Annotated in this window: 22 protein-coding genes and 2 tRNA genes; 8 read left to right on the top strand and 16 right to left on the bottom strand. The window is 63.5% G+C overall.

Annotated features, from left to right (window positions below; all coding sequences use genetic code 11):
- The first annotated feature begins 50 nt into the window (after positions 1-50).
- The 6 genes from B5E66_RS07205 to B5E66_RS07180 all read left to right on the top strand — a co-directional run bounded on the left by B5E66_RS07205 (position 51) and on the right by B5E66_RS07180 (position 4968).
- Positions 51-125 (top strand) — tRNA-Thr (locus tag B5E66_RS07205).
- A 177-nt stretch (positions 126-302) separates the two neighbouring features.
- A complete protein-coding gene (locus B5E66_RS07200) occupies positions 303-1709 on the top strand; it encodes a S41 family peptidase (protein WP_087230720.1) in 1407 nt (468 codons plus the stop codon).
- Between the two features lie 16 nt (positions 1710-1725).
- Entirely contained in the window at positions 1726-2868 is a 1143-nt protein-coding gene (locus B5E66_RS07195) for a Gfo/Idh/MocA family protein (RefSeq protein WP_087230717.1), read from the top strand.
- Positions 2869-3236: 368 nt separating this feature from the next.
- Positions 3237-3725, top strand: a complete 489-nt coding sequence (locus B5E66_RS07190; RefSeq protein WP_087230714.1) for an RNA polymerase sigma factor — start codon at positions 3237-3239, stop codon at positions 3723-3725.
- A complete protein-coding gene (locus B5E66_RS07185; protein WP_087230711.1) occupies positions 3712-4764 on the top strand; it encodes a DUF4349 domain-containing protein in 1053 nt (350 codons plus the stop codon). Before B5E66_RS07190 ends, B5E66_RS07185 begins: the two co-directional genes overlap by 14 nt.
- 127 nt (positions 4765-4891) lie before the next feature.
- Positions 4892-4968: transfer RNA gene (locus B5E66_RS07180), tRNA-Met, on the top strand.
- A 110-nt stretch (positions 4969-5078) separates the two neighbouring features.
- Here the strand turns inward: B5E66_RS07180 and B5E66_RS07175 are convergent.
- From B5E66_RS07175 to B5E66_RS07120, 12 genes are all read right to left on the bottom strand, one after another.
- Positions 5079-5594 (bottom strand): transporter, encoded by a 516-nt coding sequence (locus tag B5E66_RS07175; RefSeq protein ID WP_143406941.1) that lies wholly within the window; start codon positions 5592-5594, stop codon positions 5079-5081.
- Positions 5595-5752: 158 nt separating this feature from the next.
- Positions 5753-6439 (bottom strand): PAQR family membrane homeostasis protein TrhA, encoded by a 687-nt coding sequence (trhA, locus tag B5E66_RS07170; protein WP_087230708.1) that lies wholly within the window; start codon positions 6437-6439, stop codon positions 5753-5755.
- A 254-nt stretch (positions 6440-6693) separates the two neighbouring features.
- Positions 6694-8355 carry a formate--tetrahydrofolate ligase gene (locus B5E66_RS07165; protein WP_191425652.1) on the bottom strand — a complete coding sequence of 554 codons (1662 nt, stop codon included), beginning with the start codon at positions 8353-8355 and terminating at the stop codon, positions 6694-6696.
- A 282-nt stretch (positions 8356-8637) separates the two neighbouring features.
- The gene (locus B5E66_RS07160) at positions 8638-9615 is read right to left on the bottom strand and encodes a PstS family phosphate ABC transporter substrate-binding protein (RefSeq protein ID WP_087230702.1); all 978 of its coding nucleotides are present in this window, start codon (positions 9613-9615) and stop codon (positions 8638-8640) included.
- Positions 9616-9634: 19 nt separating this feature from the next.
- Complete coding sequence (locus B5E66_RS07155) at positions 9635-11176, bottom strand: DUF5046 domain-containing protein (RefSeq protein ID WP_087230699.1); 1542 nt, start codon at positions 11174-11176, stop codon at positions 9635-9637.
- A 126-nt stretch (positions 11177-11302) separates the two neighbouring features.
- Positions 11303-11731 carry an ATP synthase F1 subunit epsilon gene (gene atpC / locus B5E66_RS07150; protein ID WP_087230696.1) on the bottom strand — a complete coding sequence of 143 codons (429 nt, stop codon included), beginning with the start codon at positions 11729-11731 and terminating at the stop codon, positions 11303-11305.
- Positions 11731-13134 carry a F0F1 ATP synthase subunit beta gene (gene atpD / locus B5E66_RS07145; RefSeq protein ID WP_087230693.1) on the bottom strand — a complete coding sequence of 468 codons (1404 nt, stop codon included), beginning with the start codon at positions 13132-13134 and terminating at the stop codon, positions 11731-11733. The genes atpC and atpD overlap by 1 nt, the downstream gene beginning before the upstream one ends.
- Positions 13135-13139: 5 nt before the next feature.
- On the bottom strand, positions 13140-14054 hold the full coding sequence (gene atpG / locus B5E66_RS07140; RefSeq protein ID WP_087230690.1) for an ATP synthase F1 subunit gamma: 915 nt from the start codon (positions 14052-14054) through the stop codon (positions 13140-13142).
- Between the two features lie 3 nt (positions 14055-14057).
- Positions 14058-15821 (bottom strand): F0F1 ATP synthase subunit alpha, encoded by a 1764-nt coding sequence (gene atpA / locus B5E66_RS07135; protein WP_087230687.1) that lies wholly within the window; start codon positions 15819-15821, stop codon positions 14058-14060.
- A complete protein-coding gene (locus B5E66_RS07130; protein ID WP_087230684.1) occupies positions 15799-16308 on the bottom strand; it encodes an ATP synthase F0 subunit B in 510 nt (169 codons plus the stop codon). Before B5E66_RS07130 ends, atpA begins: the two co-directional genes overlap by 23 nt.
- A 16-nt stretch (positions 16309-16324) precedes the next feature.
- A complete protein-coding gene (gene atpE, locus B5E66_RS13570; protein WP_342394999.1) occupies positions 16325-16702 on the bottom strand; it encodes an ATP synthase F0 subunit C in 378 nt (125 codons plus the stop codon).
- A 34-nt stretch (positions 16703-16736) separates the two neighbouring features.
- Positions 16737-17576, bottom strand: a complete 840-nt coding sequence (locus B5E66_RS07120) for a F0F1 ATP synthase subunit A (RefSeq protein ID WP_087230681.1) — start codon at positions 17574-17576, stop codon at positions 16737-16739.
- A gap of 166 nt (positions 17577-17742) precedes the next feature.
- Between B5E66_RS07120 and B5E66_RS07115 the strand changes: the two genes are divergently transcribed.
- Entirely contained in the window at positions 17743-18633 is an 891-nt protein-coding gene (locus tag B5E66_RS07115) for a LysR family transcriptional regulator (RefSeq protein ID WP_087230678.1), read from the top strand.
- Between the two features lie 52 nt (positions 18634-18685).
- On the opposite strand, the gene B5E66_RS07110 is transcribed toward B5E66_RS07115, so the two are convergent.
- The 4 genes from B5E66_RS07110 to pepT form a co-directional block, all read right to left on the bottom strand.
- The gene (locus B5E66_RS07110) at positions 18686-19117 is read right to left on the bottom strand and encodes an aspartate carbamoyltransferase regulatory subunit (protein WP_087230675.1); all 432 of its coding nucleotides are present in this window, start codon (positions 19115-19117) and stop codon (positions 18686-18688) included.
- 2 nt (positions 19118-19119) lie between these two features.
- A complete protein-coding gene (gene pyrB / locus B5E66_RS07105) occupies positions 19120-20061 on the bottom strand; it encodes an aspartate carbamoyltransferase (protein ID WP_087230672.1) in 942 nt (313 codons plus the stop codon).
- 14 nt (positions 20062-20075) lie between these two features.
- Positions 20076-20831 (bottom strand): GntR family transcriptional regulator, encoded by a 756-nt coding sequence (locus tag B5E66_RS07100; protein ID WP_087230667.1) that lies wholly within the window; start codon positions 20829-20831, stop codon positions 20076-20078.
- 170 nt (positions 20832-21001) lie between these two features.
- Positions 21002-22225 carry a peptidase T gene (pepT, locus tag B5E66_RS07095; RefSeq protein ID WP_087230664.1) on the bottom strand — a complete coding sequence of 408 codons (1224 nt, stop codon included), beginning with the start codon at positions 22223-22225 and terminating at the stop codon, positions 21002-21004.
- A 204-nt stretch (positions 22226-22429) separates the two neighbouring features.
- On the opposite strand from pepT, the gene B5E66_RS07090 reads away from it, so the two are divergent.
- Positions 22430-23419: a D-isomer specific 2-hydroxyacid dehydrogenase family protein gene (locus tag B5E66_RS07090; protein WP_242958122.1), complete on the top strand. Its 990-nt coding sequence runs from the start codon at positions 22430-22432 to the stop codon at positions 23417-23419.
- Positions 23420-23514: the final 95 nt, after the last annotated feature.

Raw genomic sequence — 23514 nt, 5'->3', positions numbered from 1 at the left:
TTCTTGCCAAAACGCCGCCGAAGTGGTATACTATCTGGGTAATAGCTTCTGCTAGTGTGGCGCAATGGCAGCGCAACTGATTTGTAATCAGTGGGTTGCAGGTTCAACTCCTGTCACTAGCTCCAGAGAAGGCCTCGCAACGATCAAGTTGCGGGGCCTTTTCCTATAACAGGAAAGCCTTGCCGGTTTGAAGGCAAAACCGCCTGTTCACTGTATCTCGCTTGCCAGTGGGCCAGCCGCCGTGCTATACTGGGATCGTACGGTTTCTTGCCGGCACCTACGTCAAAAAGGAGGAATGCAATGTGAACGGATTCATAAAGAGCTGTGCCCTGGTCCTGGCGGCCTGCCTGCTGGCGGGCTGCGCTTCGGCCCCGGATCTGCCGCCCCAGCCCACCCTGGACGAGCTGCTGGCCGAGACCAATGCATCCCATCAGGCGGTGACCAAGCCGCAGGTGGATGCGAGCCAATATATGATACGTCCGGCGCCGGATGAGGAAACGGTGGACTACTTTACCGGCGGCGAGCAGACGGCCTTTGACCCGGACACCGTGGTGACCGCCGCCCAGGCCACGGAGGATATGGAATACCTGTTCGACGCGTTCCGTACTCTGTACGGCCCTTACGATTTTTTCGGCGGGGACGAGACATTCGGCCGGCATAAGGCGGAACTGCAGGCCCGGCTGGAGGAAAAGGAGAGCTGGACCGCCGCCGAAGTGCAAGACCTTCTGCTGGAAGGGCTGCGCTTTTTTGAGGATGGGCATTTTGCGGTCAACGGCCAGAGACCAAACCCGTGGAAAGTCCCTTTCTTTTTCCGCGAGTCGGCTTTTTACCGGATGGAGGACGGCTACATCCGTGAGGATGGCAAGCGGGTGGCGTCGGTGGATGGGTACGAGGATCTGGACGAGCTGTTCAAACGTTCCATCTCACCGGAAGGGGAGATCGTCTACTATCCTATCCTGCTCGAAGAGGACGGGCTCCAGGCCGGTGATGTGACCTTGACCATCCACTATACCGACGGCAGCGCCCAGACCCTGACCGCCGAGCCGTTCGAGCGGTACAAGGAGCAGATCGAAGGGGATACCATTACCGAATACCACAAGGACGGAGAGATCCCGGTATTTACGATCGATTCCAGTTACAATGGCGCTATGGACGAGATCGCAGTGGGCGCCATCATGGTTGCGAGATATCCGGTAGGGATCGTGGATCTGCGGGCCAATCTGGGCGGCTCGGATAGCGTAGGGAACACATGGCTGCGTCAGTATACCTATACGGATACAGAACGTCCCATGTACAGGAACCAATATTTGATGAATGTCTTTTCCGGTGGGAGCGGGGCCGAGGACGGCTGGATCGAAAACGACCGTGTACTGATCGTCCTGACCAGCAAAAATATTGCGTCGGCGGCAGAGACGTTTGTGGATATGGCGCACAATGTGGAAAATGTCCTTTTCATCGGAGAAAATACCTGGGGAGCGCAGGTGGCGTCGGCCGCCTATCATGTCCAACTGCCCAACAGCGGGTGCGTTGTGACGATGGGGCACGGATTGTTTGTAGTGCCCCAGGACTGGGATTATTACGAGGAATTGCGCGGCTATCAGCCCGACCTCTGGGTCCCTGCCGGGGAGGCGGAGGAGCTGGCCGTCAAGCTGATGGAAAACCTGGGCGCAGTGCAGGCCGAAGGCGAAGCATCCAGCCCGGCCGCATAAGAAGGAGGCGTTTGCTATGAAAGGATCGATCCGTACGGCTGTCATCGGCATGGGGAATATGGGCAGCCAGTATGCGGCTCTGCTGGCGGCAGGGCAGGTGCCCGGTATGGAACTGGCGGCTGTCACCCGGGTGCGGCCCGAGATGCTGGCCGCCCGGGGGCTGGTGCTGCCGGTGGGACTGCCGGTCTATCCGACCGCGGACGCCCTGTTTGCGGCGGTGGACCGGGGAGAGCTGGCCCTGGACGCGGTGATCATCGCGACCCCGCACCGCCTGCACGAGCAGCAGGCAGTGGACGCCATGCAGCGGCAGCTGGCCGTGCTCTGCGACAAACCCGCCGGGATCGCCAGCGCGGCGGCCCGCCGGATGGAGCAGGCCCGCCCCGCAGGGCTGGTGTGCGGGTATGTGTTCCAGCAGCGCACGTTCCCCACCTACCGGATGATCCGCCAGCTGGTGCGCAGCGGTGAGCTGGGCAAGCTCAAGCGGGTCAGCTGGACGGTGACCGACTGGTACCGCTCCAACGCCTACTACGCAGGCAGCGGCTGGCGCGGCAGCTGGGAAAAGGATGGGGGCGGCACTCTGCTCAACCAGTGCCCCCACAACCTGGATATGCTCCAGTGGATCTGCGGTATGCCCGCCCGCACCCGTGCGTTCTGCCACAACGGCAAGTACCATCCCATCCCGGTGGAGGATGAGGCCACCGCCTATCTGGAGTGGCCGGGCGGGGCCACCGGCGTCTTTGTGGCATCCACCGGGGAAGCCCCGGGGGTCAACCGGCTGGAGATCGCCCTGGATGACGGCCTGATCCTCTGCCAGCCCGACGGGGTCAGGATTGCCCGGCTGGACAAGCCCGAGATGGAATACCGCACCGCTCCGGGCACCGGCTTTGAGAAGCCCGCCGCCCACTGGGAAGACCGGCCCATGGAGAAAGAGCCCGAGGCCTACCGGGTGGTGCTGGCGGATTTTGCGCGGGCAGTGGCGGCCGGCCGCCCTGAGGATCTGCTGGCCCCCTGGGAGGAGGGCCGCAAGAGCCTGCTGCTGTCCAACGCCATCTACCTGTCCTCCTGGACGGGGCAGACGGTGGAGATCCCGGCGCCCGGCAGCGCAGAGGAGAGCGCCTTTGAGCGCGCTTTTGAAGAAAACTGGCGGCGGCAGTTTTAAACCGCCCATCCGCGCCCGGCAGGCTCTGCTGCCGGGTTTTTTTGTGCGGACTTCCAGTTCTTTTCAGCCGCCCGGGCCGGAATAGGGCTTTTGTTTTGGCGCCGGGCATGGTACAATAGGACTGCATCAAAGGAAAAGACGATCGTTAGGGTGTACCTGAGAAGTCAAATATGCCGAGATATTCGCCCAAAAGTGCCGCATGCAGCGCAGCAGATGGCGCTTTTGGCAGAATGGACCAGCGTTGGGAAGTTTTCGGATACATCCCAGGGATGATTAAGATAAAAAGACCGGCAGCCCGGATGCAATTTTTGCCAATGGCGAAACGTATCTCAGGTGAAAGGGCCTGCAATGCCGGCAAAGGAGCAACTATGTGGCGTATCAGTCAGGAAGAAGTATTCCGCCTTGCGGTGGAGAAATACAGCGATACGGTGTATCGCGCTGCGGTGCATCATTGCAGCAGCAGCGCCGATGCCGAGGACGTGGTCCAGGACGTCTTTGAAAAGCTGCTGAGATATCGCGGCAGTTTTTCCAGTGAGGAGCATCTCAAGGCGTGGCTGCTGCGAGTGGCCATCAACCGCTGCCACGACCTGACCCGGGCGTCCAGCCAGAAGGATGTGCCCCTGGATGAGACCATGCCGGCCCCCGCGGCCGCCGACGGCAGTGTGCTGGAAGCGGTGCGCGCCCTGCCCGAACAATACCGCAACGCCATTTATCTGCACTATTACGAAGGGTACACGGCGGCGGAGATCGGACGGATGCTGGGCGCGCCCACCAACACGGTGCTGAGCTGGCTGCATCGGGCGCGGGCCCTTCTACATACCATGCTGGAGGAGGAGATCGAGGATGAAATGGTTTGAATACAAAATGGAGGTAGACCAGCTGCACGCTTCGGATGAGCTGAAAGCCCGTCTGCTTGCCATGCAGCCCAAACCCCAGCCCCAGAGCACTTCCCATACCCCCGTATCCCAAGACACAAAGACCAAAGGCAGGGCGGTCCGCTTTCCCCATTGGAAGCGGTGGGCCGCCGGGATCGCGGCCTGTGCGGCAGTGGCCGTGGTGGGCCTGCAGGCCCTTGGCCCCGCAGGCAGCGGCATCGATACCATGAGCCTCCGGTCTGGCGGCGCGGCGTCCAGTACGGCCCTGGCCAGCGCGCCCCAGATGGCTACTTATGGCCTGGACATGGCCAACGGTGACCTTGCGGCCCGCAGTGCCGCCGGCACCGAGAGCGCCCTGGCCGGGGACAAGATCATCTACACCGCAGACCTGACCCTGGAGACCAAAGACTACGAAGGGGCCCGCGCCAGTCTGGAGCAGGCCCTGGCCGACGCCGGCGGCTGGATGGAGAGCAGCAGCGAATCCAACTACACCGGCGAAGCCCGCACCCTGTCCATGACGCTGCGGGTGCCCGAAGCCAACTACGAGAGCTTTCTGGAGGCGGCGGGCCAGACCGGCAGCCTGGTGAACAAGTACCAGCGGGCTGACGATGTCACGGCCCAGTACACCGACGTGGCCGGCCGGATCGCCAACCTGGAAGGCCAGCGGGACCGCCTGCGGGAGCTGCAGGCCAGCGCCGCCACCCTGTCCGATCTGCTGGACATCGAAGCCCAGCTGTCCGACGTGGAGTATCAGCTGGAGAGCTGGCAGGGCCAGCTGGACTGGTACGACGACCAGATTGCCAGCTGCACCGTCACCGTCACCCTGCAGGAGGTGGAGACATACACCCCCACCGGCGGTTCCTTCCTGGAGCGGCTGGGCACAGCCTTTGCCGAGGGCTGGCAGAACTTCATCCATGGGGCGTCCGCAGTCCTGGTGCTGCTGGCGGGCCTGTGGCCTGTGGTGCTGCTGGTGGCGGCTGTCGTGGCTGTGGTGGTGATCGTGCGCCGCCGCCGCAGATGACCTTCTGGCGACTCTGCCAAAAAATTTCTCCGAAATCTATTGACATTTCCCCTGCCCTGTGCTATTATAATGGAGCACCAAGCGATACGGCTTCCAAACAAAGCCGAAGGGTGCAGATCAAAGATAGCGCGGGGTGGAGCAGTCCGGTAGCTCGTCGGGCTCATAACCCGAAGGTCGTTGGTTCAAATCCAGCCCCCGCAACCACCAATATGACCGGTTGTATCCAGCCGGTCATATTTCTTTTTGTGTCAAAAACACCTGCCGATGTGGAAAAGCATCGGCAGGTGTTTTGCGTTGAAACGGCGCCGGGATGGTCAGGGGACAGGGGCGTCATCCGGGGCCTTGGTGTCCGGTGCGGCGGGAACGGAAGGGCGGATCACCTCACTGCCCGGCCGGCTGGAGCCAAAGGAGGGCACGAACAGAAATTTCCGGATCACAAAGATCAGCCCGATGGAGAATACGCCCAGCAGGTTGTCCATAGTGGAGCCATGGCCCAGGATCATATTGCGGGCGATGGCGTACAGCAGCACCTCCAGGGCGCTGCCGGGGCTGTGCTTGGACAGCATCTTGATGAACTCGATGCCGATGACCAGGTTGAAGGCGTGTCCCAGGAAGGTCTGGAAGGCGTCGGTGCTGCCGCTGCTCCACAGGGACAGCATCTCCCGGGCCACCGGCACCGCGCTGATGAGCAGGCCCAGCAGCACCAGCACCGAGATGACCACCTCCAGCAGGCTGGCAAGCTCGGCGATCTGTTCTCGCAGGATGTATTTCAGACGTTCTTCGGTGCGACGCAGGCGGCTGCGCGCCGGGCGGGAAACATTTTCCTTCATGGTGCAACATCCTTTCTGTGGAAAAATGGGCTGGACACAAAAGCGGGTGCGCTGTATGTACATTTTAATAATACCATGGTCCGGGCTGGGATACAAGAGCGGATACCAAACAAAAAGCCGCCGCAGCCTGTGGAGGCCGCAGCGGCAGAAGTGGGCGTTCAGCCCAGCATATAGACGTACATGACGATATAGTGGCACAAGCTGCCCGCCATCACGAACAGGTGGAAGATCTCGTGCATCCCGAAGTTGGGGTGGCGCCGCTCAAAGCCGGGGTGCTTGCAGGCATAGATGACGCCACCCGCCGTGTAGAGCAGGCCGCCGGCCAGCAGCCATCCAAAGCAGGCAGGGGACAGGCAGCTGAGCAGCTGGGGCAGTGCAAAGATGCAGGCCCAGCCCATGGCGATATACAGCACCGAGGAGATCCACTTGGGGCAGTGCACCAGCAGGAACATGAAGCACACCCCCAAAATGGTGCAGCCCCAGATGACGGCCAGCAGCAGCCCGCCCACAAAGGTGGGCAGAGCCAGCAGGCAGACCGGGGTGTAGCTGCCTGCGATCAGCACAAAGATCATCATGTGGTCGATCTTTTTCAGCAGCGGCTCGTGGGCGCTGCCGGGCGCCACGGTGTGATAGGCGGTGCTGGCCGCATACAACGCGATGAGGCTGGCGGCATAGACCGCCATGGCGAACACCGCCAGGGGCCGGCCGGTCTGGCAGGCTTTGATGAGCAGGGGCACACTGGCGCCCCCAAAGCCGATGGCTGCAATAAAGTGGGTGATGGCGCTGGCCGGGTCCTTGATATAGAGGAGGTGGCGGCGGCGGGGACAAGCGGCAGAAGTACTCATAATGGAATCATCCTTTCGGTTCTCTCCCGGATTTGCCGGACAGGAAAGGTTGTTGTAAGCGTTTTATAGGTTTTTCAAAAACTTGATACAAGGTAATATACATCACAATGGGTCCGGTGTCAAGAGGAGAAAAGGAGGAAATTGTGCGAAATTCCCCTGCCGGAGGGAATCCGCTGGAAAACTACGTCTAACTTACAGCAAGGCCCTCGTCCTTTGGGACGGGGGCCTTTTTATGGTAAAGAAGGAGGAAAAACTCAGAACAGGCCGGTGATCCTGCCGTCGTCGGTGACGTCGATGTTGACGGCGGCGGGGACTTTGGGCAGACCGGGCATGGTCATGATGCTGCCGCAGATCACCACCACAAAACCCGCGCCGGCGGCCAGGCGCACCTCTCGGACGTTCAGGCGGAAGCCGGTGGGAGCGGCCTTGAGGTTGGCGTTGTCGCTGAAGCTGTACTGGGTCTTGGCGATGCAGACGGGCAAGCTGCCATAGCCCATGGCGGTCAGCTCATCCAGGGTCTTGGCGGCGGCGGGGGTGTAGTCCACCCCGTCGGCACGGTAGATCTTGGAGGCCACCGCGCCGATCTTATCCCGCAGGGAAGCCTCCAGGGGATAGGTGAAGTGGATGGGACGGTCCTCCATGCTGTCCAGCACCGCCTGGGCCAGGGCCTTGCCGCCCTCGCCGCCCTTGGCAAAGACTTCGCTCAGGACGCATTTGACGCCCAGGCCGGCGCAGTAATCCGCCACGATGGCCTGCTCCTCGGCGGTGTCGGTGGGGAAGGCGTTGACCGCCACCACCACAGGCAGGCCGAAATTGTCCTTCATGTTCTCGATGTGGCGGCCCAGATTGGCCAGGCCGGCCCGGACGGCGTCGGGGTCGGGCTGGTTCAGCTGGGCCTTGGCTACGCCGCCGTGGCTCTTGAGGGCCCGGACGGTGGCCACCAGCACGCAGGCCGAGGGAGCGATGCCCGCAGCCCGGCACTTGATATCCAGAAACTTTTCGGCGCCCAGGTCGGCGCCAAAACCCGCCTCGGTGACCACATAGTCGGCCAGGGCCAGGCTGAGCCGGGTGGCCATGACGCTGTTGCAGCCATGGGCGATGTTGGCGAAGGGCCCGCCGTGGATGATGGCGGGGTTGTGCTCCAGCGTCTGCACCAGGTTGGGGTCGATGGCGTCCTTCAGCAGGGCGGCCATGGCCCCCGCTGCGCCGATCTGCCCCGCGGTGACCGGCTGGCCGTCGTAGGTGTAGGCGCAGACGATCCGGCTCAGGCGCTCTTTCAGGTCGTGCAGGCTGGAGGCCAGGCAGAAAATAGCCATCACTTCGCTGGCCACCGTGATGTCAAAGCCGTCCTCCCGGGGGGTGCCGTTGGCCTTGCCCCCCAGGCCGTCCACGATGAACCGCAGCTGGCGGTCGTTCATGTCCATGCAGCGCTTCCAGGTGATGCGCCGGGGATCGATGTGCAGGGGGTTGCCCTGCTGGATGCTGTTGTCGATCATGGCGGCCAGCAGGTTGTTGGCGGTGCCGATGGCGTGGATGTCCCCGGTGAAGTGGAGGTTGATGTCCTCCATGGGCACCACCTGGGCATAGCCGCCCCCGGCGGCGCCGCCCTTGATGCCAAACACGGGACCCAGCGAAGGCTCCCGCAGGCAGAGCATGGTCTTTTTGCCCAGGGCGCACAGGGCGTCGGCCAGGCCCACGCTGGTGGTGGTCTTGCCCTCGCCGGCGGGGGTGGGGCTGATGGCGGTGACCAGGATCAGCTTGCCCTGCTTGCCGGGCTTTTCGGCCAGGTGATGGTCGATCTTGGCCTTGTAGCGGCCGTAGGGGATGACGTTGTCCTCCTCCAGGCCAAGCTGAGCGGCGATCTGGGTGATGGGGCGCAGAACGGCCTCCTGGGCGATCTCGATGTCGGACTTCATCTTGCATTCTCCTTTGCTGGCAAAACAAAAAGGCAGCGCTGCGCGGCTCATGCCGCGCAAGGCTGCCCAGACGGTCGGCTTTGATCTGCCCTGCCCGCATGTGGTTGCGCTCCACAAAGAAGGGCCGCGGCCCCTCATCTTCCGTCAGCGCGGCAGGGTTTCCTTGCCTGCTAAGAATAACATAGACAGGCGGGTATTGTCAAGGCAAACCGGCAGGATTTCTTGGGCGTGTTTCCAAAGCCCTCTGGGCTCGGGTCAAAAGGGCGGATGTGCCTTGCCGCTTCAGGCCGGTACATAGCCGGCTTTCCGGATGCAGGCCGCCCCCGCCGGGGTGGACAGCCAGTCATACAGCTGGCGTTCGGGGCTGTCGGCAGCTGCCGAAGCGCGGATGACCGCATAAAAGTCGTTGCACAGAGGGTAGCTCTGGTCGGCGATGGTCTGGGCCGAGGGCTCCACCCCTTCCACGGCCAGCAGCCGCAGCCCCGGCTGGCTGTACATCTGGTCGATGTAATAGTAGACCGAAAAGCCGATGGCGCTGGCGCTGTTGTTGTACTCGGCCACCCGGTCCACCAGTTCGCCCATGGCGGCGGGGGCCAGCTCGGTGGGGGCTTCCATCCGTTCGCCGTCCCCGATCAGCAGCTTTTTGAACAGGGTCTGGCTGCCGCTGTCCTCGCCCCGCTGGAAAGCGACGATGGGGCTGTCCGCCCCGCCCAGCTCCTTCCAGTTGGTGACGCGGCCCGCGTAGATGTCCCGCAGCTGGTCCAGCGTCAGGCCCTGGACAGGGTTATCCTGGTTGACGATAAAGACCAGGGCGTCCCGGCCCACGGCCTTTTGTTCCAGGGGGATGCCGGCCTGTTCCATCTCATCTTTGACATAGTCGGGCGCCTCGTAGACCAGCAGCATCTGCACATAGATGGAGTCGTAGACGGCCAGGTTCTCCCAGGCATAGGCGGTGGTGCTGACTGTGACGGCGCTTTGGGCCTCGGCCAGGTCGATGCCGGTGGTGTCGGCCATCATCTGGGCCATCAGGGGGATGCAGGCGGTGCTGCCGTCCAGCCCGGGGAACTCATCCGGTGTCAAAAAGGGTTCGGGCTCCACCTGGCTGGAAGCCGCACTGGAGGCGAGCGCTTCGCTGGAGGCGGGTGCCTCGCTGGAAGAAGAAACGGGGCTGCCCCCGCACCCTGCCAGCAGGGCGGCGGCCCCGGTCAGGCCCAGGGCGGCCAGAAAACTGCGTCGGGAAAGGATGGGTCGATCGGTCATGGCATATACCTCCTTGTGTTCACCAGGCGGCAGGGTCTTCGTCCCCTACGGCGTCAAAGATGCTTTCGTGATAGAGCCACTGGCCCTCGGCGTCCATAAAGCCCTGCTCAAAGCCGCGCCGGGCCATAAAGCAGCCCTCGGGCAGACTTGCGACACTGCCGCTGACCACGCTGGCCAGGCCTTTCAGGACCGGCTGGCCGGTGTGGTCGAGGACGTCGTACAGCCAGCTGCCGCCGATGCCCTGCCGCAGCGCGGCGTAAAGGGGGCCGTCGGGGCCGGTGGCCAGGTAATAGACAGAGGAATACTCATATCCCAGCCCGCTGGGGGCATAGGAACCCGCCTGCAGGCCGTCCTCGTTCCAGATCTGCATTTCCACCAGGTTGTAGTCGCTGTCATGGCCCAGCAGCAGGGCATAGCCGCTGTCCAGCGAGGCCAGGGTCAGGGTGGAGCCCGGCTGGGCCTTCACCGCAAAGGACGTTTGGCTGCCGTCGGGGCCGTAGAGCAGCAGGGTCCCGTCGGCCAGCAGAAAGCCCATCCCGTCCTCCTCGATGACATAGGACCCGAAATCCTGCAAAGGGTGGGTGACGCCGTCCGGCATGACCAGCAAAGGCGCGTTGGATGTCTCGTCGTAGCCCAGCAGGGTGAGGCCCCCGGGCTGATAGAGCAGGCAGGAGGAGCCATAGTCGGCCAGAGGGGTGGGGTCATCCACCGAGCGGACGTAGTAGCGGCCATCCCCCGCCTCGCAGCAGACATAGCCGTCCCCGCAGAAGCTCCGGTAGCCCTCGATCACCGCGCCGTCTGCGGGGCGGTAGAGGTGGATGCTGCTCTGGCCAAAGGGGTGGACGCAGAGCCACCCGTCCGACCCTTCGTAGCCGGGCTCATAGACCGAGCAGTTCTCAAACACCTGCAGCTGGGAACCGTCGGGCCCCAGCAGGATGGCGTTGGTGGGGGTGTAGCCGTCCGCTTCCTGGGCACTGCCGGGTACATTGACGACGGTATAGCCACCGTATACCATATAGCAGCTGACCGTTCCCGCGGGCAGGGGCAGCTCGGCGCCGTCCGACAGGCGGATCAGCTTGGGGCCGGAGCCGCTGTCCGAACCGATGCCGCTGCCGTCGTAGAGGGTGCCGGGGGAGAGGGCCAGCAGCTGCCGGGAGATGGAGGCGGCGTAGTTCCCCGGGCCGGACCACAGCAGATTTCCCTCCGTGTCATAGACATCGGTGCGCCGGGTGCCGTCGGGATCGTTGGTGGCCAGCAGCCAGCCGGCCTGGGCGCCGGTGTCCACATCGTACAAGAGGCTGATGGACTCGGCGGGGGTGGCGCGGTAGATCACCCGATCGCCCTGCAGCAAGGTGCCGCCTCCATAATTTTCAAAGGCGCCCAGAAAGCGCAGCACCCCATCGTCCAGGCGGCTGTCTGCCGCAGGGGCGGGATCGGAGGTCTGGCTGCTGCTGCCGCCGCTGGAAGAAGGGCCGGGCTGGACGGTGGGAGCGCACCCCGTCAGCATGGCCCCTGCCAGCGCCAGACAGGCTGCCGGAACGAAAAACCTTGCAAATCTCATGCGGATCACCTCTCTTGGATCATCGACAAGGGAACTCTCTATCTTGAATACGGTCCTTGCAGGCAAAAGATTGCAGCAAAAGCAAAAATCCCCCGTCCCTTGCAAAGGACGGGGGAAGAAAAGCAGTCAGCGGCGGTTCTCAAAGTCGCTGTGCACCCGCAGCCGGCTCATGGCGCGGGCCAGGTTGTACTGAGCCACCTTGTATTCCTGGATGCTGCGCTTTTGCAGCAGGGCCTCTTTGGCCGCGTCGGCGGCCCGGCGGGCCCGGTTGGCGTCGATCTCCTCGGGGTGCTCGGCGGTATCCACCAGCACCAGCACGTCGTTGTTCTCCACCTTGACCAGGCCCGAGGAAACGGCGGCGATCTGCTCCTGGCTGGCCTGGTCGCCGTCGGCAGGGCGGTAGCGCAGTTCCCCGGGGGAAACGGCCGAGATCATGTTGGCGTGCCAGGCCTGGATGCCAAAGGAGCCGTCGGGGCAGGGAACGACCAGATTGTCGCACTCGCCCTCAAAGAACAGGTCATCCGAGGCCAGCACACGCAGATGGAAGGTGTTCATCACAGCTCACCTGCCTCGATCTTGGCGGCTTTTCTGGGCACTTCCTCGATGGTGCCCACGTTGAAGAAGGCAGCCTCGGGGTACTGGTCCATCTGGCCGTCCACAATGGCGGCAAAGCCCTTGACCGTCTCGCTCAGGGGAACGTAGACGCCGGGGATGCCGGTGAACTTTTCGGCCACATGGGTGGGCTGGGACAAAAAGCGCTGCACCTTGCGGGCGCGGCTGACGATCTTCTGGTCCTCCTCGCTCAGCTCATCCATGCCCAGGATGGCGATGATGTCCTGCAATTCGCGGTACTTTTGCAGGATCTCCTGCACCTTGCGGGCCACCCGGTAGTGCTCCTCGCCCACGATGTCGGGCTCCAGGATGCGGGAGGTGGACTCCAGAGGGTCCACGGCGGGGTAGATGCCCTGCTCCACGATCTTGCGGCTCAGAACGGTGGTGGCGTCCAGATGGGTGAAGGTGGTGGCGGTGGCGGGGTCGGTCAGGTCGTCGGCGGGCACGTAGACGGCCTGCACCGAGGTGACCGAGCCGTCCTTGGTGGAGGTGATCCGCTCCTGCAGCTCGCCCATTTCGTTGGCCAGGGTGGGCTGATAGCCCACGGCGGAGGGCATCCGGCCCATCAGGGTGGATACCTCGCTGCCGGCCTGGACAAAGCGGAAGATGTTGTCGATGAACAGCAGCACATCCTTGTGCTCCTCATCCCGGAAGTGCTCGGCCATGGTCAGGCCCGACAAAGCCACCCGCATACGGACGCCGGGGGATTCGTTCATCTGGCCAAAGACCAGGGCGGTCTTGTCGGCGATGCCGCTCTCGTTCATTTCGCGCCACAGGTCGTTGCCCTCGCGGCTGCGCTCGCCCACGCCGGTGAAGATGGAATAGCCGTTGTGGCTGGTGGCGATGTTGTAGATCAGCTCCTGGATCAGCACCGTCTTGCCTACGCCGGCGCCGCCGAACAGGCCGATCTTGCCGCCTTTGGCGTAGGGCTCCAGCAGGTCGATGACCTTGATGCCGGTCTCCAGGATCTCAACGGCGGGGTTCTGCTCCTCAAAGGGAGGGGGCTTGCGGTAGATGCTCTTGACGGGCACATCGGCCGGTACGGGCTGGCCCCCGTCGATGGGCTGGCCCAGCACGTTGAACATACGGCCCAGCACGGCCTCGCCCACCGGCACCTGGATGGTGTGGCCGGGGGCCTGCACCTCCATGCCGCGGGCCAGGCCCTCGCTGGCGGCCAGCATGACGCAGCGGACGGTGTGGTCGTTCAAATGCTGCGAGACTTCCATCACGTGCTGGCTTCCGCCGACGGTGACGGTCAGCGCCTCGCGGATATGGGGCAGGGGCGGCGTGCCGAAGGCAACGTCCACCACAGGGCCCGAGACCTGTACGATTTTACCTGTATTCAAGTGGGTCACACATCCTTTCGTGCATTGCGGGCCGTTTCGCGCTTATGCCGCTGGGCCTTGGCGCCGGCCGACACCTCGGTGATCTCCAGGGTGATGGCCGACTGCCGCACCCGGTTGTACTGCAGCGACAGCTCGTCCAGCAGCCGCTGCGCGTTCTCGTTGGCCGAGTCCATGGCGGTCATGCGGGCGTTCTGCTCACTGCAGAAGCTGTCGATCAGGGCGCTGTAAATAAAGCCCGAGATATAGCTTTCGATCATGTTGTCCAGCACGGTGGCCATATCGGGCATGAACTCAAAGCTGTCCGAGGCGTGATCCTCGTCGGCGGAAGCAAAGTGGGCCCGGTGGAAAGGCAGCAGGCGGGTGCTCTGGGCTGCCGAGGACAGGCTGTTGGCCATATCGGTGTAGACGATATAGATCTTTTTCCACAGGCCCTTGTTGTAGCCGTCCAGCAGGATGGCGCTGATCTCCCGGGCGCGCTGCAGGGTGGGGTTCTGGGCCGTGTAGAGAAAACTCTGCTCGATGGGGATCTGGTGCTGGTTGAAGTAGTGCCGCCCGTATTCGCCCACCACGAACAGCTTGGTGCCCGGGTGGTCGGCCAGGATATGCATGGTCTCCTTGACGGCGTTCTGGTTGTAGGAGCCGGCCAGGCCCTTGTCCGCCGTGATGACCAGGCAGGCATAGGGCCCACCCTTGATGTCATCCTCATGGGGCGGATAGAAGTACCGGTTCTGGATGTCGCTGGAGGTGCGGAAGATCCGCTTGATCTCGGCCCGGAGCGCCTCAAAATAGGGGCGGGTATGGGCCAGGTCCTCCCGGGCGCGGCGCAGCTTGGTGGAGGAGATCAGGTACATGGCGTTGGTGATCTTCTGGGTCTGGCGAACGCTCTCGATCCGGTCTTTGATCTCTTTGGTGCTTGCCATGGCTTACTGCCCCTTCTTCTGATAACCGGCCACAAAGGTGCGGGCCAGGTCGATGATCTGCTGGCGGTCGTCGTCGCTCAGCAGGCCGGTGGAGTCGATCCGCTGGCACAGGGCGGGGTCCTGCTGGCCGAACCAGGCCAGCATCTCCTGCTGGCAGGCGTTGATCTGCTCGGCGGGGATGTCCTGGAGCACATGGGCCAGGGCCGCCACCAGGGTGATGACCTGCTCGTGCTGGGTCAGGGGATGGTACTGCTTTTGGCGCAGCAGGCGCATCAGGCCCTGGCCGTAGGTCAGCTGGCGCTTGGTGGTCTCGTCCAGATCGCTGGAGAACTGGGTGAACACTTCCATCTCGCGGTACTGGGCCAGGTCCAGGCGCATGGCGCCGGCGGCCTTTTTCATGGCCTTGGTCTGGGCGTCGCCGCCCACACGGGACACCGACAGGCCCACGTTGACCGCGGGACGCTGGCCGGCAAAGAACAGGCTGCTCTCCAAAAACAGCTGGCCGTCGGTGATGGAGATGACGTTGGTGGGGATATAGGCCGACACGTCGCCGGCCTGGGTCTCGATGATGGGCAGGGCGGTCATGCTGCCACCGCCCTTCTCGTCGGACAGGTGGGCCGACCGCTCCAGCAGGCGGCTGTGCAGATAGAACACGTCGCCGGGATAGGCTTCACGGCCGGGGCTGCGCTCCAGCAGCAGGGACAGGGCGCGGTAAGCGATGGCGTGCTTGGACAGATCGTCGTAGACGATCAGCACGTCCCGGCCCTGGTGCATGAAGTATTCGCCCAGGCTGCACCCCGCGTAGGGGGCGATATATTGCAGGGAAGCCGAGTCGCTGGCCGAGGCGCTGACGATGATGCAGTAGTCCATGGCGCCCCGCTTGCGCAGGTTCTCGGCCAGCAGGGCCACCGAGCTTGCCTTCTGACCGATGGCCACATAGATGCAGACGACGTTTTTGCCCTTCTGGTTCAGGATGGTGTCCAGGGCCACGGCAGTCTTGCCGGTCTGGCGGTCGCCGATGATCAGCTCACGCTGGCCCCGGCCGATGGGGAACAAAGCGTCGATGGCCAGCAGGCCGGTCTCCATGGGCTGGTTGACCGGCTGGCGGTCGATGATGCCGGGAGCGGGCCGCTCCACGGGGTAGAAGGCATCGGCCTGGATGGGGTCGCCGCCGTCGATGGGGCTGCCCAGGGCATCCACCACCCGGCCCAGGAAGCCTTCGCCCACCGGGACGCCGGCCACCTTGCCGGTGCGGATGACGGGGTCGCCGGCCTCGATGTCGCTGCTGTCGCCGAACAGCACGCAGCACAGCTCGTGGGGGCGCAGTTCCTGTACCATGCCCCGGATGCCGTTGGCAAACAGCAGCACTTCGCCGTAGACGGCGTCCTCCAGGCCGCTGATGGTGGCGATCTCATCGCCCACCGTCAGCACGGTGCCGATCTCCTCGGGTTTGACGTTGGGCCGCCAGTCCTCGATGGTCTGGCGCATCAGGGGCAGGATGTCCTCCTGCCGCTCGTCCAGCGCATCGATGCGGCTGCGCAGCTGGGCCATGCGGCCCTTGAGGCTCCAGTCGTAGATATCGGAGCCCACCTCCAGGCGGAAACCGCCCTTCAGGCGCATATCCCGCTTCCACTCCAGCGTCAGGGTGCGGTCGGGGTAGGTGCGGGCCAGAAAGTCCGCAAACCGCTGGCGCTGCTCCTCGCTGGGCGCGTCGGCGCTGTAAAGGAGGGCGGCAGTGGCTTCATCAGGCTTTTTCATGTTGCTCATTGCGTTTCCCTTCCTCTGCCAGGTTCAAAAATTCGTCAAAGGCGTCCCGGCTGGAGCCCAGCGCCAGCTTTTCGGCGGCGGCCATGGCCAGCTCCTTCAGCTCTTTCTGGCTGTCGGCCACGGCCTTGGCGCGGATGCTCTCGGCGCTCTTGCGGGCGCCGGCGATGATCTGGTCGGCCTGCTGCTGGGCGCGGTCCAGCTGCTGCTGGGCGGCGGCCTGGGCGATCTTCTGGCTTTCGGCGCGGCGCTCCCGCAGCTCGTCCTCCACCTTGTCCAGCTGGGCCTGGTGGCTGGCGGCCAGCTTTTCGGCCTCGGCCAGCTTGTCGGCGGCAGCCTGGTCCATCTCGGCGTAGTGGGCTTCGCGCTGGTCCATGAACTTCTTCACCGGGGCATACAGGATGAAATACAGCCCGCCTGCCAGGATGACAAAGTTGAGCATATGCAGAAGGATCTGCTGGATATCGATGTTAAGAGGGAGACCACTCATAATGACACCTCCCGCCTTACAGAACGAAGATGATCAGGATGTCCACCAGCAGGGCATAGATGATGGCGGTCTCGATAAAGACCAGGGTCAGCATCATGGTGGTGCGGATCTTGCCGTCGGCCTCGGGCTGGCGTGCGATGCTCTCGGTGGCCTTGGCGCCCAGCAGGCCCATGCCGATGGCGCCGCCGGCGGCGGCCAGGCCCACGGCCACAGCCGAAGCGATGGCCTTGCCGGTGGTGGAATCGCCGGCCTCGGTCTCGGCCTGGGCGGACTGGGTGGCGGCGGGCTCGGCGGAAGCGGGCTCGTCAGCAAAAGCGGGGGCGGCCATGGTCACCACCATGGCCAGCATGACCAACAGGACGGAAAGGACTTTTTTGATGTTCAGGGTCTTCATGATCGTATTTACCTCCTAGATCAGCGGCAAAACCTCAAGCCGCAACTGCCTTCTTGTCTTTCTTCTTTTCTTGCTTGGGATGGACGGGCTCGGACACCTCGCCGTAGTACAGGGCCACCAGCATGGTCAGCACGTAGCTCTGGATCAGTGCGTGCAGCAGGGTGAACATGACGCCTACGATCACCGGCAGCACAAAGCTGAGGGTGATATAATAGTAGACCAGTTCGGTCACCAGCAGGCCGGACAGCAGAGCGCCGAACAGACGGAAGCTCATGGAGATGGGCAGGGAGAACTCCTTGAGCGTGCGGCCCACGCCGCGCAGGCCCACAGCCGACACGCCGCCCGACAGGATGAACAGATAGGACAGCACGCCCATGGCGATGGCGCCGTTGATATCCGACAGGGGAGCGGGCAGGGCGATGGAGCGGCCCGCCGTGGTGACGGCCTGCAGGCCGAACATCTCGAACAGGGTGCTGACAAAGATATAGGTGCCCGCGCCAAAGATATAGGGGCCCAGCACCTTGTTGTGGTGCGGGCTGTTGGACTGCGCCATCCCGCTGAAGGTACCCACCCACAGCTCGATCAGCATTTGCAGCCTGCCCGGTACATTCTGGAAGCGGGGCACCGCAAAGATGCGCAGGCAGGCGGCCAGCACCAGCAGCAGGGCCGTCACCACATAGGCCGAGATCAGGCCCGGGTTTACATTCCTTATCCCAAACAGGCTCACCTGGCCGCTCTCATGGAGCACCGCGTCCCGCATGACTTCCTGCACGGTCTCGGTTTCCCCGCCGGACCCGCCGGTCAGGACACATGCAGCCGCCAGCACCACGATCAGGACGAGCCACAGGATAAGTTTCCGCTTATTCTGCTTCATGGTTTTGGAAAGACTCCTTTCTACACTGTATGGTCAAATTGCAATTTTGGGTCGAGCGTATTATACTATTGACAGTCGGAATTGTAAAATATCTTGTTAATATGCTAGCAATATATTTTTTGTATGGCAAAGCGCGCATAAATCCTGAGATAAAGGAAAAGTTTCTATGACCATCAACTATGATTATTACCGGATCTTCTATGCGGTAGCCCAATGCCGCAGTTTTACCCGGGCAGCGGAGGTGCTGAAGAACAATCAGCCCAACATCACCCGCTGCATGAAGAACCTGGAGCAGGAGCTGGGCTGCAAGCTGTTCCACCGCTCCAACAAGGGCATCACCCTGACGCCCGAGGGCCAGCGGCTGTACCGGCGGGTGGCGGCGGCCATGGAGGAGATCCGTCTGGGGGAGGAGGAGCTGCGCCAGGACGGCAGCCTGGAGAGCGGCTCTTTGTCCATCAGTGCCAGCGAGGCGGCCCTGCATATGATCCTGCTGGACAAGCTGTCGGTGTTCCGCACCCGCTACCCCGGGGTGCATCTGCGGATCACCAATGAGACCACCCCCCAGGCCATCGAGCGGCTGAAGCAGGGCCAGAGCGATTTTGCGGTGATCACCGCCCCCCTGCTGACCGCCCGCGGCCTGCGCCAGACCGAGCTGGTGCGCTTCCGGGAGGTGGCGGTGTGCGGGCCGGCATTCAGCGACCTGGCCACCCGGCGGTGCAGTCTGAGCCAGCTGGCCCGGTATCCCCTGGCGTGCATCGGCCAGGACAGCAGCACCTACGATTTTTACCAGCAGTTCTTCACCTCCAACGGGCTGTCCTTCCGGGTGGATATCGAGGTGGCGACCATGGACCAGATCCTGCCGGTGGTGGAGCATGGGCTGGGGGTGGGCTTTTACCCCGAGCAGCTGGTGGCGCCCCGCATCGCCCGGGGCGAGCTGTTCTGCATCCCGCTGGACCAGCCTGTCCCCGAGCGGGCCATCACACTGGTGGAGGACACCGCCCGTCCCCGCTCCACCGCCATGAAGGCCATGCGGGAGCTGATCTGCGGGAAAGGATGACAACAAACAGACCCCCACGGTCCGTTGCGGGACAGCGGGGGTTTTGTCTGGATTATTTTACCTGCAATTCCTGCTCACAGTAGATGCAGCGGTACTTGCCGCCGGCGCCCAGCTCAAAGATCTGGTCGCACTCCTCCTCGATGGTGGAGATGCAGCGGGGGTTGCGGCAGCAGACGATGTTCACCAGCCGGCGGGGCGGATGGGGCTTTTCCTTTTTGACGGCCTTGCCGTCCTGGATGGTGGTGACGGTGATGTTGGGGTCGAGGTAGGCCAGCACGTCCAGGTTGAGCCAGGAAGCGTCCCCCTCCACCTTGATGATGTCCTTGCGGCCCGAAGGAGCCTTGTGGCTGCGGGCGTTCTGGATCAGCGCCACGCTGGCAGTGCGGTTCCCCTTGATGCCCAGCAGGTCCATCAGGCCCACGGCGGTGCCTGCCTTGATGTGGTCGATGACGATGCCGTTCTGGATCTCGTCGATGTTCAGCATATTCATACACCCTCCTTTTGGGCTTTGGGGTCGGGCAGGCCCAGCAGCGTCATGATGAGGGCCATGCGGACGTAGACGCCGTTCTGCACCTGCTCAAAGTAGGCGGCCCGGGGGTCATCGTCCACATCCAGGGCGATCTCGTTCACACGGGGCAGGGGATGCAGCACGGCCATGTCGGGCTTGGCCAGGGCCATCTTCTCCTTGGTGAGGATGTAGCTGTTTTTCAGCCGGATGTAATCCTCCTCGTTGAAAAAGCGCTCTTTCTGCACCCGGGTCATATACAGGATGTCCAGCCCGGGCATGGATTCCTCCAGGCTGCGGGTCTCGGCATAGGGGATATCGCTGCCCTCCAGCACATCGGTGATGATGTAGTCGGGCACCCGCAGCTCCTGGGGGCTGATCAGCACAAAGCGTACCCCTTCGTACCGCACCATGGTCTTGATGAGGGAGTGGACGGTCCGGCCAAACTTCAGATCGCCGCACAGGCCGATGGTCAGCCCGCTCAGGGTCCCCTTGCGGCTGCGAATGGTCATCAGGTCGGTCAGGGTCTGGGTGGGGTGCTGGTGGCCGCCGTCGCCGGCATTGATCACCGGGATGCGGGAGTAGCGGCTGGCCCGCAAAGGCGCGCCCTCTTTGGGATGGCGCATGGCCGCGATATCCGCATAGCAGGACACCACCCGGATGGTGTCAGCCACGCTCTCGCCCTTGGTGGCGCTGGATACGTTCTCACTGGGGAAGCCCAGCACGCGCCCGCCCAGATTGAGCATGGCGGCCTCAAAGGACAGCCGGGTGCGGGTGGAAGGCTCGTAAAACAGGGTGGCCAGCTTTTTGCGGGCGGCCACGTCCTGGTAGGCCGCAGGGTCCTCGCGGATGCGGCAGGCCAGGTCCAGCAGGGCGTCGGTCTCCTCCCGGGTAAAGTCAAGCGGGTCGATCAGATGGCGCATGGGCAGTTGCCTCCTTACAGTAGCTTGCGCAGGATGGAAAAATCAAAAAAGTTGGTGTAGTAGCTCAGCGCCCGCAGCACGGGCCTGCACAGCCGGGTATAACACACCTCGTCCAGCAGCAGCATGGCCTCCCCGGGGGCTAGGCGCATGGCCGAGCGGATGGTCTCATCCCCGCAGCTGGCCTTGATGTGGGCCACCGTGGAGGAGACCTGCTGGCCGCAGATGTGGTCCAGCACCTCAAAAATGGAGCCGCTCAGATCCAGCCGGGTGTAATCCAGGCCGCCCAGCAGCGCCCGGGGCAGATAGTTGACCGAGTAGATCACCGGGGTGGAATCGGCCAGCACCCGCTTGCGGATGCAGATCACCTCGGCGCCCGGCTCCAGCCCCAGGCTGCGGGCCACTTCCTCGCTGGCGCGCTGGGGCTGCACCTGGATGCCGTCTGCATGGGGATAGCTGCCAAAGGAGCGGATCAGGGGATAGTATTCCAGTTTCTGGTCCAGGCGGCTGCGCAGGGACAGCACAGCCCGGTTGACCACCGTGCCGATGCCCCGCACCCGCTCTACATAGCCCGAGCGCTCCATGGTATTGAGGGCGTCCCGGATGACGGTCCGGCTCACCCCCATCTGGGCGGCCAGGTCCAGCTCGGCAGGCAGCCGGTCGGCGCCGGCGTACCGGCCGGTGCGCAGTTCTTCCAGCAGCTGGGCGACCACCCGGTCGCTGATGATGGTGCCGCCCAGGCGCCCCGAAGTGTCAGGGGTAGGTTCTTTCATCGCAATGCCTCCCTTTTCCCGCCGCAGGGCGGCGGACGGCGCCGGACCCCGGCAGGCCCCGCACCTAAAACGTTTGAGGACAGTATACCATATTCTGACAAGTTTTGAAACCGGTTGAGGGCGGGAAAAGAGACAAAGTATGATTTTTCACAGGGCGGGCCGCAAAGAGCTCAGCGTTCCTGAGCGTACAGGCCGATGATGTTCAGCACCACTTCGGTGGCCTTGTCCATCCGCTCGACGGTGGTGCACTCCAGCACGCCATGGAAGTTGAAGCCGCCGGTGCCCAGGTTGGGGCAGGGCAGGCCCTTCCAGCTCAGGACGGCTCCGTCGGTGCCGCCCCGCACAGGGATCTCCTCCGGCTCCAGCCCGGCCATGTGGATGGCGGTGCGGGCCGTCTCCACCAGATGGAAATGGGGCTTGATCTTTTCCAGCATATTGCGGTAGCCGTCCTTGAGCTCCACCGTGACGGTGCCGGGGCCGTAGCGGCCGTTCAGCCATGCGGCGATCTGGAGCAGCTCATCCTTTTTGTATTCCAGACGGGCGGCGTCGTGATCCCGCAGGATATAGCCGAGCTTGGCCTGGTTCACGTCCCCGTACATCTGGCACAGGTGGTAGAAGCCCTGGCGGCCCTCGGTGGTCTCGGGGCGGGCCATCATGGGCAGGGCCAGATGGAATTCCATGGCCACATTGGAGGCGTTGATCATGGTGTCCTTGGCGCTGCCGGTGTGCACCGACAGGCCCCGGACGGTGACGGTGGCCGAAGCGGCGTTGAAGTTCTCGTACTCGATGCCGCCCACATCGCCGCCGTCCACCGTGTAGGCAAAGTCGGCCCCGAACCGCTCCAGATCGAACAGGCTGGCCCCCTCGCCGATCTCCTCGTCGGGGGTGAAGGCGATGCACAGTTTGCCGTGGGGCAGGCCCTGGGTGATGACGGCCTCGGCGGCGGTGAGGATCTCGGCGATGCCGGCCTTGTCATCCGCGCCCAACAGGGTGGTGCCGTCGGTGGTGATGAGGGTCTCGCCCTTCATGGAGGCCAGGAAGGGGAAAGCTTCCACCTTCATGACGGCGCCGGTGCCGGGCAGGGTGACGTCCTTGCCGTCGTAGTTCTGATGGAGGATGGGGCGGACGTTCTCGCCGCCGGCGTCGGGGGCGGTGTCCATATGGGCGATGAGGCCCAGAGCCGGCCGGCCTTCACAGCCGGGGGTGGCGGGGATGGTGCCATAGACGTAGCAGTGCTCGTCCACGGCGGCGTCCTCGATCCCCATGCCCTTCATCTCCTCCACCAGCAGCCGGGCCAGATCGAACTGACGGCCGGTGGAAGGATGGGTGCCCGACTCGGGGTCGGAGGTGGTGTAAACTTTCGCGTATTGCAGCAGGCGTTCGTAAGCGCGCATGACAAGGCTCCTTTCCTGGGGGTGAAATTCTCTGCCTTTTAGGATACTCTATTTTGCCTCCATTTACAAGAGCCGGCGGATATCGTCTGAATTCACCTTGCAGGTGAGAAAGATTCACCCCAAAAGCCTGCCGCGCCGGGGCCAAAACGTGCTATCATAAAGGCAGCCGTATCCCAAACATTGCAATGAGGAAGGTGGATCACCATGAAGATCTTCTTTTATGCCCTCCGCCCTTTTGACGAGCTGGCCTGCGCCCAAAAGCTCAGCGCCGAGACCGGCATCGCATTTGACGGCTGCGAGGATTATCCTACCTATGAGAACGCCGCCCTGGCCGCAGGCTGCGACGCCGTATCCATGACCCCCTGCGACATGGGCGCGGCCATGGTGGAGCGGTTCCACCAGCTGGGGGTCAAGTACATCTGCTGCCGCTCGATCGGCTACGAGCACGTGGACCGGGAGATGGCCCGCCAGCTGGGGATGAAGGTATCCAACGTGGACTACCCGCCCCGGGGCGTGGCCAACTTTGCCATCATGCTGATGCTGATGAGCCTGCGGCGGGTGGGGCACATCCTCAAGCGGGGAGAGGTGCAGGACTACGGCCTGAAAGGCAAGATCGGCCGGGATCTGTCGGGCTGCACGGTGGGCGTCATCGGCACCGGGCACATTGGCCGCACGGTGCTGCAGCACCTGTCCGGCTTCGGGTGCCGGCTGCTGGCCTATGACCTCTACCCCAGCGAGGAGGGGGGCAGATACGCCGAGTATGTGGACCTGGACACCCTGTTTGCCCAGTGCGACGTCATCACCCTCCACACCAACGCCAACGCCGGCAACCATCACCTGATCGACGCCAACGCCCTGGCCAGGATGAAGGACGGGGTGGTGATCGTCAACACCGCCCGGGGCAGCCTGATCGACAGCGACGCCCTCATCGCTGCTTTGGAGCAGGGCAAGGTGGGGGCCGCCGCCCTGGATGTGCTGGAAAACGAGAACGGCCTGTACTACTACGACCGCTCGGGAGACCCCATCCCCAACACCGAGCTGGCTTTGCTGCGCAGTTTCCCCAACGTGCTCCTGACCTGCCACACCGCTTTCTACACCGACGAGGATGTGGAGAGCATGGTGCGGGGCGTTTTTGAGAGCGCCGCCGCCTTTGCCAGGGGAGAGCCGACCCGCCACGACGTCAGCCTGGCGTAAAACCTCATCCAAACAGGCCCTGTCCGGATGCGATGCGTCCGGGCGGGGCCTGTTTTTCGGTACACGAAAACCCCCGCAGCCAAAGCCGCGGGGGT

It is taken from the genome of Faecalibacterium sp. An121, assembly GCF_002160915.1.
GTDB classification, from domain to species: Bacteria; Bacillota; Clostridia; order Oscillospirales; family Ruminococcaceae; genus Faecalibacterium; species Faecalibacterium avium.
Note: the sequence above shows the minus strand (reverse complement) of the source record. Positions and strands in the feature narration are given on the sequence as shown.

What these genes read in the sequence shown, in the direction of transcription:
- B5E66_RS07195 (WP_087230717.1), top strand. Translation starts at nt 1,726, where the DNA reads ATGAAAGGATCGATCCGTACGGCTGTCATCGGCATGGGGAATATGGGC.
- trhA (WP_087230708.1), bottom strand. Translation starts at nt 6,439, where the DNA reads ATGAGTACTTCTGCCGCTTGTCCCCGCCGCCGCCACCTCCTCTATATC.
- B5E66_RS07155 (WP_087230699.1), bottom strand. Translation starts at nt 11,176, where the DNA reads ATGAGATTTGCAAGGTTTTTCGTTCCGGCAGCCTGTCTGGCGCTGGCA.
- B5E66_RS07115 (WP_087230678.1), top strand. Translation starts at nt 17,743, where the DNA reads ATGACCATCAACTATGATTATTACCGGATCTTCTATGCGGTAGCCCAA.
- B5E66_RS07160 (WP_087230702.1), bottom strand. Translation starts at nt 9,615, where the DNA reads ATGACCGATCGACCCATCCTTTCCCGACGCAGTTTTCTGGCCGCCCTG.
- B5E66_RS07165 (WP_191425652.1), bottom strand. Translation starts at nt 8,355, where the DNA reads ATGAAGTCCGACATCGAGATCGCCCAGGAGGCCGTTCTGCGCCCCATC.
- B5E66_RS07190 (WP_087230714.1), top strand. Translation starts at nt 3,237, where the DNA reads ATGTGGCGTATCAGTCAGGAAGAAGTATTCCGCCTTGCGGTGGAGAAA.
- B5E66_RS07100 (WP_087230667.1), bottom strand. Translation starts at nt 20,831, where the DNA reads ATGAAAGAACCTACCCCTGACACTTCGGGGCGCCTGGGCGGCACCATC.
- B5E66_RS07175 (WP_143406941.1), bottom strand. Translation starts at nt 5,594, where the DNA reads ATGAAGGAAAATGTTTCCCGCCCGGCGCGCAGCCGCCTGCGTCGCACC.
- atpA (WP_087230687.1), bottom strand. Translation starts at nt 15,821, where the DNA reads ATGAGCAACATGAAAAAGCCTGATGAAGCCACTGCCGCCCTCCTTTAC.
- pyrB (WP_087230672.1), bottom strand. Translation starts at nt 20,061, where the DNA reads ATGCGCCATCTGATCGACCCGCTTGACTTTACCCGGGAGGAGACCGAC.
- B5E66_RS07120 (WP_087230681.1), bottom strand. Translation starts at nt 17,576, where the DNA reads ATGAAGCAGAATAAGCGGAAACTTATCCTGTGGCTCGTCCTGATCGTG.
- B5E66_RS07185 (WP_087230711.1), top strand. Translation starts at nt 3,712, where the DNA reads ATGAAATGGTTTGAATACAAAATGGAGGTAGACCAGCTGCACGCTTCG.
- B5E66_RS07130 (WP_087230684.1), bottom strand. Translation starts at nt 16,308, where the DNA reads ATGAGTGGTCTCCCTCTTAACATCGATATCCAGCAGATCCTTCTGCAT.
- pepT (WP_087230664.1), bottom strand. Translation starts at nt 22,225, where the DNA reads ATGCGCGCTTACGAACGCCTGCTGCAATACGCGAAAGTTTACACCACC.
- atpC (WP_087230696.1), bottom strand. Translation starts at nt 11,731, where the DNA reads ATGAACACCTTCCATCTGCGTGTGCTGGCCTCGGATGACCTGTTCTTT.
- atpE (WP_342394999.1), bottom strand. Translation starts at nt 16,702, where the DNA reads ATGAAGACCCTGAACATCAAAAAAGTCCTTTCCGTCCTGTTGGTCATG.
- B5E66_RS07090 (WP_242958122.1), top strand. Translation starts at nt 22,430, where the DNA reads ATGAAGATCTTCTTTTATGCCCTCCGCCCTTTTGACGAGCTGGCCTGC.
- B5E66_RS07110 (WP_087230675.1), bottom strand. Translation starts at nt 19,117, where the DNA reads ATGCTGAACATCGACGAGATCCAGAACGGCATCGTCATCGACCACATC.
- atpG (WP_087230690.1), bottom strand. Translation starts at nt 14,054, where the DNA reads ATGGCAAGCACCAAAGAGATCAAAGACCGGATCGAGAGCGTTCGCCAG.